Source organism: Nostoc sp., from assembly GCF_036917755.1.
Classification (GTDB): domain Bacteria; phylum Cyanobacteriota; class Cyanobacteriia; order Cyanobacteriales; family Nostocaceae; genus Nostoc.
Window position 1 is genome coordinate 20,809 of sequence record NZ_JBALFC010000068.1, and the last position, 15,642, is coordinate 36,450.

Consider the following 15,642-nt stretch of genomic DNA (forward strand, 5'->3'; position numbering starts at 1 on the left):
CAGTAAGGCATCCAAATTTGTGGAATAAATAATATAATTTTAATTATGATTAAAGTTGCTTTATTACATTTTTGCTTTGAAGACTACACGATTGAACTAGCAAATAGTCTGGTTAAATATGTTGATCTAACGCTAATTCAGCCGCAAAAAGTGTCAAATGTCTGTAGCAATGTTCTTGATTCTAGTATCCGCGTCATTAGCTTTAAAAAACCACGGATTCGCGACCCGCGCAACCTGTTGTCTATGGGCACTATGATGGATATCATCAAAGACATACAGCCAGATGTTTTACATGTGCAAGAAACTAACGATCCTTGGTACGATTGGACTTTGTTACTCAACAAGATGCCACCATTGGTGACAACTATCCACGATATATTTCGTCACCCAGGGGATAAAATTGCTGTATTTGGTTCCGATTATACCAGGCGTATTGCCTTCTACCGTTCCCAACAATTGATTGTCCATACTTATCAACTAAAAAAGATTTTAATTGAACAATTTCGTATACCTGAACAGCGAGTCAATGTTTTACCTCATGGGGAACTTGGTAGTTTGTATCAGCGTCGGGGTAGTCAAAATATTCAAGCCCGTGAGCCATATACCTTGCTATTTTTTGGACGCATCTTGCCCTATAAGGGATTGAAATATTTACTTGAGGCTATGCCCTTAATTGCTGAATGTATACCTGAAGTCAAGCTGATTATTGCTGGAAGGGGAGAAAACATCAGGCAGTATTTCCCTAATGGTTATGATGAAAAACGCTACGAGATTATTAATGGCTTTATCCCCATTGAAGAAGTAGGTAATCTATTTCAACGCAGTACAGTAACAGTTCTGCCATACATCGAAGCGTCTCAAAGTGGTGTGGCAGCTTTATCTTATGGAATGGGAACGCTGGTTGTAGCTTCTGAGGTAGGGGGATTGAGTGAGATAGTTCAGCATAAAAAAGATGGGTTGTTAGTTCCACCCCGTGATGTTAAAGCTCTAGCTGATGCGATAATTTGTTTATTAAGCGATCGCGACTTACAACAACGCATGCAAACTGCGGCACTAGCTCGTTGTCAGGAAGATTTAAATTGGTCAAATATTGCTGCTCAAACAGCCCAAATTTATTATAAAAAAATGAATATGCAAAATAAAAGTTAATTATTTTATGAGAAAACTACTAATTTATGCGGAGCAGGGATTCACAGTTGCAGCCTTGCTAATTTATTCAGGGGCAATCTTAACTCTCGTCCTGTCAGGAGGAGCAGGACAGGATGAGTTGGTAGAATATGATAGCTCCTTGATTCGGGTTGCTTATTTCATAATCTATGCAATTACCTTATCACTACTAGTTTTGCGTTGGAAGAAAGCTCTTTATATCCTTGTCTTGAATAAAGATATCTTCCTTTATTCTTTATTAATGTTGGCAGTTGTTTCTATTATTTGGTCTTTTGAACCCTCAACAACATTAAAAAATACTTTTACCCTGATTGGTTCCAGTTTATTTGGTCTGTATTTTGTTTCGCGATACAGCTTAAAACAGCAATTCTATTTACTTGCTTGGACTTTTGGGATTGTTATAGTATTGAGTTTCATTTTTGCTCTAGCTTTGCCTAAATACGGGATACAGAGCGACCTTGGTAAACCACTGTGGCGTGGAGTATTCACCCACAAAAACGGTTTGGGAGGAAGGATGGTAACGAGTAGTATAGTTTTTTTTCTCCTTGCTTATCAAAGTCAAAGACGTAGTTGGCTTTTCTGGGGGGGGTTTAGCTTCTCAATAGTACTCTTACTGCTTGCTGGTTCGACTTCATCTCTATTTAATCTATTAATTATAATATTGGCATTTTTTGCTTTTCAAATTTGGCGTTGGCCATACCCGGTGATGATACCAACCCTAATAATGATGGCAACTATCAGCCAAAGTTTATATTTGTGGTTGTCTAATAACGCTAGTGTCGTGTTCACTTCAGTTGGTAAAGATGCCACACTAACGGGTCGAACAGACTTGTGGCCATTAGTAATCGATATGATTTGGAAACACCCTTGGCTCGGTTATGGTTATGGCGGATTCTGGCAAGGATGGGATGGCGAATCTGCTTATATTTGGCTCAATGCTGGATGGACTCCAAACCACCCCCACAATGGTTATCTGGCTCTTTGCCTTGATTTAGGTCTTTTAGGGTTAGGGTTATTCTTCTTAGGATTTTGGCGCAGTTACCTGCAAGGATTCATTTTGATGCGTAGTAGTAATAGCGCATTAGATATTTGGCCACTTATGCATATGACATATATATTTTTAGCTAGCCTTACTGAATCTAACTTACTGGAATCGAATAGTTTGACTTGGATACTTTATGTGGCGGCATGTTTTTCCGTGAGAATGAGACATGAAAGAAAAATAAAATCATGAAACAAAAAAAGACCAATTTATAGCATAGAGATTGCGAAAAAACTCTGAAGCGATTGTTTTTGTGCTTGGCATTTATCCCACACAAAAATTGCTATAATCGCTTTCTGAGCAGGACAAATGAATCTTTAAATAAAAACCTTCCAACTCTAGAATAAAGCAGAAAATCATCGGATTTTAACAAGATTTCATGCAATTACTTTGGTCTTTGAAAAGCAATGATAAATTCTGATTCTTTTGTTGATACATTAACCCAGGAAAGCCCAATTATTCAAAAAGTACAGCCTATGTGCCGAACTAAAACTCTCAAAATTATCCTGTTAGGTCCTAGCTTACTCCAGCAGGGTGGCATTTCCAATTACGAGAAGCTTTTTTTGGAGTATGCTCCTTCTGAAGTTGATATATGTCATATTATTACTCACCAAGAAGGAGCTACAGCAATCAAAATCATGGTATTTTTGAAAGCTATATGTAAATTTTTGTGGATGTTAATCAGTGGAGAAGTTGATATTGTTCAACTTGAAATTTCACAGCGCGGGAGCGTTTTCCGACAGGCAATTATGGTACTTTTAGCTTGGGTATTTCACAAGCCGATAATTCTACATGCTCACGGTAGTCAATTTCATGTTTTCTATGCTGATCTGGCCAAATGGATACAGCAATTGCTAAGTTGGGTATTTTGCAAGTGTCAACGCTTAATTGTATTATCCGAAAGTTGGAGGAGCTTCTACATAGAAAACCTTGGTCTGAAACCTGAACAAGTTGTAGTTTTTTATAATCCAGTAAAAATTCCTGCTGAAGTTCCACATCGTTCCGGATCTAAAAAAGCGAACTTACTTTTTTTAGGACGAATTGGTCAACGTAAAGGCGCATTTGATTTGATCGAAGCCTTTTCTCTTTTGCCCACTGAACATAAAAATATATCTACTCTGATTATGGCAGGAGATGGAGAGATAGAACAAGCACGTAATTTAGTTACGACTTTAAATCTAGAAGATTATATCAAATTGCCTGGGTGGATCGGGCCACATGAACGTGATATTCTTTTAACTGAAGCAGATGTTTTTGTGTTGCCCTCTTACAATGAAGGTCTTCCATTAGCAATGCTGGAAGCAATGGCTTGGGAGTTACCAGTCATAGTTACACCAGTGGGAGGTATACCTGAAATAGTTACTCAATCTGAAAATGGATTAATCGTTAATCCAGGTAATGTTCAGCAGTTATCAGATGCCATTAAGTCTTTGATTGAAAATGAGACTCTGAGGCTTTCTCTGGGATCTAAGGCGAGAACAAGTGTTTTTCCTCTTAATATCAAAAACCACTGGCTTTCTTTCCTTGATTTATATCGTTCAGTGTTAAATTCAGATGATCAATTGAGTGTAAACAGCCAATAACTGTAAGTTATGAGGTTGCAGATATGTAGGTTATTCAGCGCAGTTTCGCCAAGTATGACTAAAAGTTCCCCAAAGTAAGGTAGATTTTATAATTGACAAGTGAGTGTTTTACTAAACTAATTAAAAATTGAGATTATTATGGCATCACCAAAGAAAGTACTAATTATCGTTGAAAATCTGCCAGTTCCCTTTGATCGGCGGGTATGGATGGAAGCAACTACTTTGCAAAAAGCTGGGTATGAAGTTACCGTAATTTCGCCGACAGGTAATGGTTTTGAAAAAGACTACGAAGTTATTGAGCAGATTCACATCTACCGTCATCCTCTACCACCAGAAGAAAGTTCGGTCATTGGCTATCTCCGAGAGTATAGTTGGGCGATAAACTGGCAATTCCGTCTAGCTAAAAGGGTATGGCGAGAGCGTGGTTTTGATGTTATACATATTTGTAATCCGCCGGATTTACTTTTCTTAGTAGCAGGATGGTTTAAATTATTTCATGGCACATGGATGATCTTTGATCATCATGACCTCAGTCCAGAGATGTATGAAGCTAAGTATCAACGGCGCGATATTTTTTATCATGGATTACGCTGGGCTGAACGGTTGACCTATGCCACAGCAGATATGGCAATTTCAACGAACGAGTCACACCGAGAGGTAGCTCTTAACCGTGGGCACAAGAAACCAGAGAAGGTCTTTGTAGTTCGGAGTGCGCCTGACCTTTCGCGCTTTCGCCGAATGCCCCCAAACCCCAAATATCGTAGAGGTAGAAACTATTTGGTAGGGTACATGGGTGTTATGGGCGAACCAGAGGGAATTGATTATCTCCTGAGAATGGTAGATTACATTGTCCACAAAAAAAATCGCTCCGATATTCACTTTATGCTAATCGGTAGTGGACCTGCTGCTGAAAAACTCAAGGACTTATCTAAAGAGTTAGAAGTGACTGAGTTCGTAGAATTTACAGGGTTTAAGCAAGGGGAAGAACTTTTAGAGCGGCTTTCCAGTTGCGACGTGTGTGTAGAGCCCTCTCCAACATCTACTTATAACGAAAACTGCACCATGAATAAAATCCTCGAATACATGGCGATGGGAAAAGCAATTGTCCAGTTTGATTTGCGAGAGGGAAGACGTTCTGCACAGGAAGCATCTCTTTATGCCAAGCCTAATGATGAGGTGGAATTTGCCGAGAAAATTCTGGAGCTTCTAGATTCTCCTGAACGTAGAGAAAAGATCGGAGCCGAGGGGCGACGCAGAATGGAGGAGATCCTGGAGTGGCAATATCAAGCTCCGAAACTGTTAGAGGCTTATGATAAAATCTGGCAAAGCTAGCAGCTACTTTTCAGAATCACTATAATCACTATTTAAGTGAGGCTGAGTAGTGAGTAGATGTTTATGGTCAAAAATCGTCAACTGACTAGACGGCGAGTTTTTTTCTTGGCTGAGGAACTTTGGCTAGTATGGATAATTTGACAAGGGGTAGAGCCATATAATATTATTTGTTTGAGGAAAAATAATCAAGCCTTTGATAATCCAGAAATAAATTTTAATTCTAATGGCTAATGGCAAAAAGTTTTTAACTGAACGTCCTGCTGCTCAAGGGTTGATTTATGCTGTTGCAGTTAGGAAACTTTTAACTCATCCCAAATCCTAAATTTACCAAAGCTTTTGCTCAATAGCTCAATAACTGTGTCACATTTGTGCCCCAAGCCAATGGGAACTAAATTTTTAACTCCAATAGTCTATACTATTGTCATATTGTCAAATCATAATCAGTCTTGTCAATTGCAACTGGTTTGCCACTGCTCTAAGTCAATTTTTAGTTTCTTGCTTAAGACCTGTACTTTGGAAGATTTATGTCAGAAAAATTTATGGAATCTAGAGAATCTATTGATTTAGACCTGAGTCATTACTTATTGATATTGAAACGATGGTGGCGACCTGCTACTGCGATATTTGTAGCTACAGTGATGCTCAGTGCTATAGCTACACAATTTATGAAGCCATCCTATGAAGCAGAAGGAAAACTGTTATTCAGGGTTCCCTCTTTTAAAGTAGCTGGAACTAGTCTTTCGCCTAGTTACGCTGAAGGAGGAGACTCAGCAGATTTGAAACCCTTGGTAGCAACTCAAAATCCGATAAGCAGTGAGATGGAAGTTATTTCTTCGCCTACTTTTTTGCAGCGGACAATAGACAAACTACAACTCAAAGACAACGAAGGTAAACCTCTAGAAGTAGAAGCGCTACTAAAAGACCTGACCGTAAAAATTCTTGGTGGGACAGATGTATTGCGAATTACCTATAGCAGCCATGACCCCGAAGAAGCAGCGGCAGTGGTCAACACAATTATGAATTCTTATTTAGAAAATGATATTACGACAAATCGCTCTGAGGCAGGAGCAACTCGTCAATTTATGGCCAAGCAGCTTCCTAAAACTCAAGCCGCTGTTGAGAATGCAGAAGTAGCGCTACGTATATTTAAACAAAAGTATCAGATTGCAGATTTATCAGAGGAGACAAAGTCAGCCGTTGCGGCTATTGGAAATCTAGACAGTGAGATGGATACTGTTAAGGCTCAACTGGATGAGGTAAACGCCCAAACCAATGAACTGCGCCAGAAAGTAGAGCTAAATTCTCAGCAAGCGATCGCTGTGAGTGCTCTTAGTCAGTCACCAGCAGTACAGGGAGTTCTGGCACAACTTCAAGACACTGATCGGCAGTTAGCGATTGAGCGCAGCCGTTTCCTAGATGACAACCCGGTAGTTATTAACCTAGAAGCAAAAAAAGCTAATTTAAAATCTCTCTTGCAACAGGAAGTTGGCCAGACTATTGGCAATCAAACACAAGTTCCCCAGAGCCAATTGCAGATTGGACAGCTTAGACAAGGACTGATCCAAAGTTTTCTACAGTCAGAAATACAGCGCTTTGGCTTAACTAAAAGACTCTCCTCTCTATCTAATTCCCGTTCTAGCTACGAACAGCGAGTGAAACTCATACCCCAATTGGCACAAAATGAGCGGGAGTTAGAACGGAAAGTTGAAGTTGCAGAATCGACCTATCAAACTCTATTGAAAAAGGTTCAAGAATTACAGTTAGTTGAGAATACAAATGCAGCTACTTCCCGGATTATTTCTCAGGCTTTAGTGCCCAAAAAGCAAGTACTAATCAAAAAAATAATTGTTTTGCTGCTAGGAGTGATGTTCGGTTTATTTTTTGCCACCACAACTGTGCTGTTTCTAGCGATGAGAGATAGATCTCTAAAAACACTTAAAGAAGTTAGAGATGTATTTGGATATACTTTGCTGGGAATTGTTCCTTTGTCTGTTAAAAAGGTTCGCTCCCGTTCAGAATCAACAGCTCAAATAATTGCCGTCAGAGACACTCCCCACTCTTTAACGAGCGAAATGTATCGGATGATTCAAGCCAATCTGAAATTCCTGAGTTCAGATAAAGTACTCAAAACGATCGTGGTAACTAGCGCAGTTCCTAAAGAAGGCAAGTCTACAGTTTCAGCTAATTTGGCGGCAGCGATCGCTCAACTAGGACGTAAAGTTTTATTAGTTGATGCAGATATGCGAATTCCTTCTCAGCATCATCTCTGGCAACTAACTAATGCAGTTGGTTTGAGTGAGGTTCTTGTAGGTCAGGCTGAATTTGACATTGCTGTATCTAAGGTAATGGATAACCTTGATGTTTTAACTGCTGGAGTTAGACCTCCTAACCCACTTGCTTTGCTTGACTCAAAACGGATGGCATCACTAATTGAAAATTTCTCATCTCAATATAACTATGATTTTGTGATTATTGATGCTCCTCCCCTGCTTTTGGCAGCCGATGCTTTGACTTTAAGCCAAATGACTGATGGGATTTTGTTAGTAGCTCGACCAGAGGTAATTGATTCTAACAGTGCAGCTGCTGCTGAAGAAATGCTACAGAGATCCCGTCACAACGTCTTAGGTTTAGTTGTGAATGGTATTATTGATAAAAATGAATCTAGTAGTTATTTCAACCATGCTAAAGAATACTTTAGTCATCAAGATTTGACAAAACAGGTTAAGCAACAAAAACGTATTCCAGACAAAAGCTCTGTATAAACTAGGATTTAGTTTGATAAGTGAACTGAACACCATAATTGGTATATCATGTCTGTTTAATTGTCCAGAAAATAATCAGCCTGCAAAGGCAAGCTGATTATTTTTAGGACTAGCCTTTTCAAGGTGACTCATAAAATCTCGTTTTTTCTCTCTGTACCCTTTGTGCCTCTGTGGTTTAAAAGTAATTTATCTAACTACTCCAGACGTAGAGAACACAGAGGCAATAAGTTAAAAAGGGGTTTTTTTACCAAAATTTTTACCCACCTTGAAAGGGCTAATTTTTAGGACTTACGCACTTTACAAAATAATCATGGTATGCATTTACCACAATAGCTCCTTTTAGGCTTTTATTAATCATTATTTGATGGTAAGTATACCTACGCGTAGGGGCAATTCATTAATTGCCCCTACGAAAGATATGGGTTTTCCGCCGACTACACGTATTTTGGTTTTCTTGTCAATGCGTAAGTCCTAATTTTGTGTAATCGTAGACTTTAGTGTGACGGAACTATGGGCAGATAGCAGGACATGATCTAAACATTACCGATATTCGTATGCCCCAATATCATATCTACCAGCACGACGAGGTTTACCTGTGCAATCAGTTTTCAAATCCTTCCAGTAGTAACCACTATTGATCGCCGGACTCCTTGCTTTGAGTCTAAAGTCACCATTTGAGGGATTCACAAACTTTGGATCTCCAATGATATCGTTAGCTCCCATCACAGTGATCACAGCACCCTTGGTGTAAAGATTGTAGTCATAGGTGACGTTGGTATTCTTCATATTGCTGTTCGCATTTTGACCAGGCTTAGCATAGATAATATTATTGAAAATCTTGACATCAGATGAATAACCAGCATATATTTGCCCTTTTTTAAGGGTTGGAGTTTGCCCGTTCTCATATGCTGTGTTGTTGACAATATCGATATGCTCACTCTCATGGGTATGAATACCCGAACCGCCATTCCTGTAGGTGACATTGTTTGCAATTAAAGTCCGTCCTCGATATGCACCACGTTTACCAAGTTTTGAAATATCGACAATAATGCCATTACCGTCTGAGATTGTTCCAGATCCAACCCAGGGAATGTACATGCGATTGTTGTAGACCCTGTTGTTGGTCACGAACATCTTGTATCCCCGGTTGTTGTCAGTATTGCAATTCATCAACAAGGAAATGCCACTGTTACCATAGACACTATACCAGGCGTTATTAAACACAGTGTTATTATCCACCTTTACATAATCAGCCCCGATTACTGAGATACCTCCGGCTCCACAGTTATGCACTTTATTGTTCAGAATATTTATGTGATGAACAGGGCGATCGCGTCCCTCAATGTTTATGCAGCTTCCATTTGTACGCGGATTTGATGTGTTCCACTTCTGACTTAAGGCATAACCAAGGCTGATATTGGCATTGTTCCCTATGACCTCTAGCCCGTTAATCTCGATATATGAAACTCCATTTGACAACCCGATACCACTCCATGTATTGTGCTGAATTTTTGGGGAATGTCCAGGATATGCTTTATACCTAATCCATGCTTTTGCATTTCCAGAACGTTCAATACTTACTACACTCCCAGCATTGCGTGAATTTTTGTACACTCCATTCATAATCAATACTGTGTCGCCAGGGTTAGTCAGATCTGCTGCCCTTTGAATTGTCCTAAAGGCGGATGAGGTAGTGAGTCCGCTATTTCTGTCGTTTCCATTACCACTAACATAGTATGTTGTCGCAGTTGAAACTGCGCTGATCAGCTTGCGACTAGGTAGTCGCATTTCTTGAACAGTGGATGACTGACGAACATCTCTAACTAAAGACTCTGTTATTCTCTCTCCTTGAACCAAACCTGTTAATGCCCAGGGAAGTATAAGAGATGCGCTCAAACTGAGAAAACTGAAACCATAAATCATCATAGGGAAAAAATAGGGTATGTTGTAAAAACTGAATCGTCAACAGTCAGTAGCTCTAGCCTTAGTCAGTAACTCAGTATTCGATCCGGTCGTGTAACGGTTGTATGTAAGTTTATACAGGGCTTTCTTAGGCTTATACCTGCGTATTTTCGCGTAAATATGGCTGAAATGCATGTATTTTTAGCAAAAGAGGCAGGAGGCAGGAGGATACTGCACTTCGGCAAGGTGGCACAGTCAGCCCTTTGGCAAGCTCAGGGTAAGACCTGTCGAACTCCTCAGTGACCACTTTCTGTCTCGTGCCGCGATTCTCGTGAGCAAGGGTTTAAGCCCCACTCCAAATCTCTGATTTGGTGTTCTGCAATCAGTGTAGGTCTGAAGCCTACACTGCAAGATTAACCTCCTGCCTTTTGCCTCCTGCCTCCTGCCTTCTTCACCCTGTCTTCAAGAAAACAATAACTATCTGGTAAAAGTACTGAAGAAAAATTATCAGTATCCAGAGTTACTCATTAATGGACACCAAGCAACCGTACAAATGGTGTCATTTCCAATTCGACATCATTCTACTGTGTATACGCGGTATCTGTGGATAAGATAGTATATCTGTTATCAATCAGTTAATTTACTTAAATAATTCTTATGATAATAATAATCAATAAATCACTAAAAGGAAGGCAGAGAATATCATTTATCGCCTCTGCCTTCTAAAATATTCTCATTATCATAATAAATTTGAGTACTTACAACAAAGTTTGTCCAAAAAATACTCTCACCGAAGAATAAAGCTAAAGTTGCTACGGCACAAGGCTTTTGACCAAAAAATCATGATTGATAGCATTCTGTTAGAAAATAAAAGCTTCAATCTTCTGACTATATAAGGTTTAAAAGTTAGCTACGATTTTTAGTTAGCGAGAGTGCTGGAAGAGCGATATTAACTCTTGACTATTAACTCATCCCCCGGCTTGAAGCCGGGGGGAAATCGAAGTCATTAGTCATAAGCACCAATGACCAATGACAGTACAGACGCTTTTTCCTCATGTCTCTAATGACAATGGAAAGGCGGGCGGCTATCCCGGACACCCAAGAATGTTGGGATGGGATTCCCGCCGATTTTCGTTGAGCTTTGATTCAAGGATAGTGCAACTTTAGGGACAAAGAGGGTTGACCAACGCCCCCAATTTACATCTATCTCTTAAACTAGAGTCCGAACAAGTTGAGAAGATTCAAGACAATACCTAGAGGTCCAGTTACAGTGCCTACGGTATCGCCAAAACTAGCTGCACCAGATCGGCTGACTACCACGACGTCATTATTGCGGAGTATAGGATTAGTTTGCTCATTAATCCCGGCGGAGAAATCCATTTTTACTATACGTTTAGTGACAGAACCATTAGGGTTGAGGCGAATCAAATCAACAGCCTTACTACTAGCTCTGGCATCATTAAATCCGCCAGCAGCAAGTATAGCTTGATTTAAAGAGCTATTCGGCTGAACCTGTGTTAAACCTGGTTTTTTAACTTCACCTACCACACCAACTTGAATAGATGTAGGAGACAAAGTAGTGGTAGCTAATTGAGTGGCTTCTGCGGCGTTGATTTCAGTTGCTGTCGGAATAACAATCGTATCTCCATCCTGCACGATAATGTCTTGATTGGCATCACCACTCTGCAATAGCTGCCAAAGATTAATATCTATAGCTTGTTCTGAGCCAGTTCTTGTCGGTCGGCGTAGCTTGAGATTACGAACATCAGCCTGTGCTGTAATTCCCCCAGCTAGTTGAATTACCCGCGTCACATTTGGTAGACCAGTGGGACTGGCGGTGCCACTGTTAGTGGTTGCGCCTGCGCCCCCTTGAGCATCTGTATTGCCTGGGGTGACAAGATACGAACCGGGACGGTTAACTTCACCAATAATTGTGACTGTTCGGGGTGTGGTTTGGCTGGCGGCAAAGTTAGCTGCAAATATATTTCGGGATTCTGCAACGTTGAAGTTGGTTGCAGTTGGTACAACTATAGTATCTCCATCCCGCAAGGTAATATCCTGTGTTAATCTGCCTGTTTGGATCAGGTCCTTCAAATTGATGCTGACAGTTTGCTCTGAAGAACGTCCTATTTTACGCCGTAATTGAACTTGAGTCACATCCGCAGCCAAGGTTACTCCCTGCGCTGTTGTTAATGCGGCCAATATAGTGGGATATTGTACGCCTGGATTGTTCCCTGCGCCTCCACTCAAGCTCAGAGTATAAGCTCCTGGACGTGTCACCTCTCCGGCAACGAAAATATTAATGGGACGAGGCGATAACAAATTGACTGAGATTAAGGGACGTTTGAGGAAGCGAGCATATCTTCTAGCAATTTCGTCAGCAGCTTGTTCAGTTGTAAAACCGAGAACTGATACACTGCCAATTAAAGGCAGGTTGATCGCTCCACCTGGCGGAATTTGGTATTCACCTGTATATTCGGGTACTTCAAATACATTTACACGGATGAGATCCCCGCCTCCTAATGAATAATTAGTATCTAATTGTGTTGCTGTGCTTGGTGTTTGTGTAGTTGGTGGTAATGGTTGTCCCTGAGCTAGACTGACACATGGCACAGCGACGTTGACAGCACTTAACAAAGCCACACCCACAACTGGCTGAGTTAGGAATTTAAACAAACTTGTGTTAAGCATATTTACCTGAGATTCTGAAACTACAATCAATAAAGTACTGTCTAAACATTTTTATTTTGACTATACCTAAGTATTCAAGTTCCCCGACACTCTTATTTTCCTCGAAAAGTGTGATTTTCCGGAGGAAATTTGTTTATTGAATTTGAACTTTTAGTGAAGTTCACTTAAAGTTAATGCTGCTGAAATAGAGCAATTATCAAAAAATATAGGATTTACGTAACTAAACGCAGTTTATGCAATAAATTTTTTGTTAACCAATAAATACAAATAACCTTGAGAAGAGATCGGAATTTCATTTTGTCTGGGTTTGGGTTGATAAAGATCAACTCAAAAAGCAGAATTTTTGGATTTTGCTCCTCAACATAACTCACAATTTACTCTTTGGCAAGAAGCAAGAAGACTAATTGAGTGAGTTATTTTTTCTTTGGATTTGTTGAATAAAAAACTCTTCTAGGGAGTGACGCGACAAATTCATCGCAATAATTTTACCCCCCATGAGCCGAAGACTGGACAGGAAATCATAGTAATCATCTTGTAGTGTACCTTGCCAGGAACCATCAGGCTCAAATCTGAGAGTGGGTATCCATTTTTTGAGAATTTCCCAGTCACCACCTTGACCTTTAACGTGATATGTATTTTCCCCGCCTAAGAGTTCATTGAGGGAACCAGAGCAAATTAGTTCACCTTCAGCGAGGATAGCAATGCGATCGCAAATCTGTTCTACTTCACTAAGGATGTGGCTGTTGAAAAAAATCGTCTTGCCAGCTGCTTTTAGTGCCAGGATAATTTCCCGCATTTGGTAGCGCCCTACAGGATCAAGACCAGACATTGGTTCATCGAGAAAAACCAATTCTGGCTCGTTAATTAGCGCCTGTGCCATACCAACACGCTGTAGCATTCCTTTAGAATAGCGACGCAACAGCTTTTTGTGGGCATCGGCTTGCGACAAACCCACTAATTCCAGCAGTTGGGGAATGCGTTGGCGTTGGACACTTTGGGAAATTTGGAATAGTCCAGCTGCTAGCTGCAAAAACTCCCAGCCGGTGAGATAGTCATACAAATAGGGATTTTCGGGCAGATAGCCGATATGTTGCTTAACACTGCGATCGCCTATGGGTTTACCCAATAATAATCCCCGTCCAGAGGTCGGACGAATAATTCCCAGCAACAATTTTAAAAGGGTGGTTTTACCTGCACCATTTGGCCCCAGCAACCCAAAGGTTTCGCCTTTGTAAACTGTTAAAGAACAGTTTTTGAGACATACGACTTTTTGATTTAGCCAAAAACCAGTGCGATAGACTTTTCGCAACTCAGAAGTTAGGACTACTGGCGGAGTGTCTATCGTATTAAGTTGAGAATTAGGGTCATCTGCAACAGACTTCATCTCGGTTAAATCACTTACCAGCTTGATATTAATTACAAGTTACCCGGTAGGCTGATAATAACCATCAACTGCTGGTGTGTCAATTATTGCAAATTGGGGAGTGGGGGAGTGGGGGAGTGGGGGAGTGGGGGAGATGAGGGAGATGAGGGAGATGAGGGAGAAAGAATAACTAATAAATAAATATGTAATGCCCCATGCCCCATGCCCAATGCCCAATGCCCCATTTGACTCCTTTCATAAAACGCCCTTAGAACTGGGAATCAGTCCAGCACGACGGGGGTCGATTTCTACCGCCAGCCGCGTTGCCCTCGCAAACGCCTTAAATGTTGCTTCAATAATGTGATGGGAATTAATGCCATCCAGTTGCCGAATGTGCAGTGTCATTTGGCTATGGTTTACTAGTGCCACAAAGAATTCTCGCACTAACTGGGTGTCATAGGTTCCTACCCGTTGAGTAGGAATTTGCAAGCCGTAGCTAAGATGAGGGCGTCCAGAAAAGTCTAGCGCTACCTGAACTAAAGCTTCATCTAGTGGTGCGAGAAAATTACCAAAGCGGACAATGCCTTTTCTGTCGCCTAGTGCTTGGTTCAAAGCTTGCCCTAAGGTAATGCCTACATCTTCGTTGGTGTGATGGTCATCAATTTCCCAGTCTCCCTTGGCTTGGACATCTATATCAATCAGCCCGTGGGAGGCAATTTGATGCAACATGTGATTCAAAAACGGAACACCTGTTGCTGCTGTGCAAGTTCCTCTACCATCCAGGTTGATGGTAACTTGCACATCAGTTTCACCAGTGGTGCGGTGAACAGTGGCAATCCGAGGGGTTTTAGTTGACTGGTCGTAGTTTGAATTAACTTTGCTAATTTGCATAGGGAATGGGGCATAGGGCATAGGGCATGGGGAATGGAAAATGAGGAATGGGCAAGAATTTTACTAATACTCAATGCCCAATGCCCCATGCCCAAATTATCTTACATTCCCATAATTTCATATCCTGCATCTACATACAGAATTTGTCCGGTAATGCCACTGGACAAATCACTACACAAGAAAGCCGCAGCGTTGCCCACTTCTAGCTGAGTGACGGTGCGTCGTAGGGGAGCTACTTGTTCTACATGATGAATCATATCCAAAATCCCGCCGACTGCTGAAGATGCCAAGGTGCGGATGGGGCCTGCGGAAATGGCATTGACGCGGATATTTTGCGGTCCTAGTTCAGCAGCCAGGTAACGCACACTCATTTCTAACCCCGCTTTGGCAACTCCCATAACGTTATAGTTAGGGATTGCCCTGACACCGCCTAAATATGTGAGGGTGACGATACTACCTCCCTCTGTCATCAAAGGTTTGGCTGCACTACTTAACTGCACCAGCGAGTAGGTACTGATTTCTAAGGCGGTGTTGAAGCCAGAACGAGAGGTTTGGCTAAAATCTCCAGTTAAATCGTCTTTGCTGGCAAAGGCCAGACAATGGATGAGGATGTCTAATTTCCCCCACTGGTCGCGGATTGTCTCAAAGGTAGATTGAATCTGTTGATCATTTTGGACATTACAGGGAAGAAATAAGCTGGGGTTGAGGGGTTCTACCAACTCCGCGACTTTTTTCTCCATCTTGCCGCGTTCATCCGGCAGGTAGGTAATACCCAGGTTTGCTCCAGCTTTGTGCAGCTGTTGGGCGATGCCCCAGGCGATCGAGCGGTTATTGGCAATACCTGTAACAAGGGCATTTTTTCCAGTCAGATTTAGCATATAAATTCTTAATGCGATCGATCATTAGGAG

Annotated in this window: 11 protein-coding genes; 5 read left to right on the plus strand and 6 right to left on the minus strand. The window is 41.1% G+C overall.

Annotated elements, in window-relative coordinates; all coding sequences use genetic code 11:
* Positions 1-45: 45 nt before the first annotated feature.
* The 5 genes from V7L05_RS16085 to V7L05_RS16105 all read left to right on the plus strand — a co-directional run bounded on the left by V7L05_RS16085 (position 46) and on the right by V7L05_RS16105 (position 7,886).
* Positions 46-1,149 carry a glycosyltransferase family 4 protein gene (locus V7L05_RS16085; protein ID WP_335165395.1) on the plus strand — a complete coding sequence of 368 codons (1,104 nt, stop codon included), beginning with the start codon at positions 46-48 and terminating at the stop codon, positions 1,147-1,149.
* A 7-nt stretch (positions 1,150-1,156) separates the two neighbouring features.
* Positions 1,157-2,401, plus strand: coding sequence for an O-antigen ligase family protein (locus V7L05_RS16090; RefSeq protein WP_335165397.1), 1,245 nt, complete (start codon positions 1,157-1,159; stop codon positions 2,399-2,401).
* Positions 2,402-2,616: 215 nt separating this feature from the next.
* Positions 2,617-3,792 carry a glycosyltransferase family 4 protein gene (locus V7L05_RS16095; protein ID WP_335165399.1) on the plus strand — a complete coding sequence of 392 codons (1,176 nt, stop codon included), beginning with the start codon at positions 2,617-2,619 and terminating at the stop codon, positions 3,790-3,792.
* Between the two features lie 138 nt (positions 3,793-3,930).
* Positions 3,931-5,124, plus strand: coding sequence for a glycosyltransferase family 4 protein (locus V7L05_RS16100; protein WP_335165401.1), 1,194 nt, complete (start codon positions 3,931-3,933; stop codon positions 5,122-5,124).
* Between the two features lie 524 nt (positions 5,125-5,648).
* Entirely contained in the window at positions 5,649-7,886 is a 2,238-nt protein-coding gene (locus V7L05_RS16105) for a GumC family protein (protein ID WP_335165402.1), read from the plus strand.
* Positions 7,887-8,426: 540 nt separating this feature from the next.
* Here V7L05_RS16105 and V7L05_RS16110 read toward each other — a convergent pair.
* The 6 genes from V7L05_RS16110 to fabI all read right to left on the minus strand — a co-directional run bounded on the left by V7L05_RS16110 (position 8,427) and on the right by fabI (position 15,611).
* Positions 8,427-9,782, minus strand: a complete 1,356-nt coding sequence (locus tag V7L05_RS16110) for a choice-of-anchor Q domain-containing protein (protein WP_335165404.1) — start codon at positions 9,780-9,782, stop codon at positions 8,427-8,429.
* A gap of 1,221 nt (positions 9,783-11,003) precedes the next feature.
* Positions 11,004-12,479, minus strand: coding sequence for an SLBB domain-containing protein (locus tag V7L05_RS16115; protein WP_335165405.1), 1,476 nt, complete (start codon positions 12,477-12,479; stop codon positions 11,004-11,006).
* 400 nt (positions 12,480-12,879) lie between these two features.
* Positions 12,880-13,863 carry an ABC transporter ATP-binding protein gene (locus V7L05_RS16120; protein ID WP_335165406.1) on the minus strand — a complete coding sequence of 328 codons (984 nt, stop codon included), beginning with the start codon at positions 13,861-13,863 and terminating at the stop codon, positions 12,880-12,882.
* A gap of 83 nt (positions 13,864-13,946) precedes the next feature.
* Positions 13,947-14,087 (minus strand): hypothetical protein, encoded by a 141-nt coding sequence (locus V7L05_RS16125; RefSeq protein ID WP_335165407.1) that lies wholly within the window; start codon positions 14,085-14,087, stop codon positions 13,947-13,949.
* Between the two features lie 10 nt (positions 14,088-14,097).
* Entirely contained in the window at positions 14,098-14,733 is a 636-nt protein-coding gene (hisB, locus tag V7L05_RS16130; RefSeq protein ID WP_335165409.1) for an imidazoleglycerol-phosphate dehydratase HisB, read from the minus strand.
* Positions 14,734-14,834: 101 nt separating this feature from the next.
* On the minus strand, positions 14,835-15,611 hold the full coding sequence (gene fabI / locus V7L05_RS16135; protein ID WP_335165410.1) for an enoyl-ACP reductase FabI: 777 nt from the start codon (positions 15,609-15,611) through the stop codon (positions 14,835-14,837).
* Positions 15,612-15,642 lie beyond the last annotated feature (31 nt).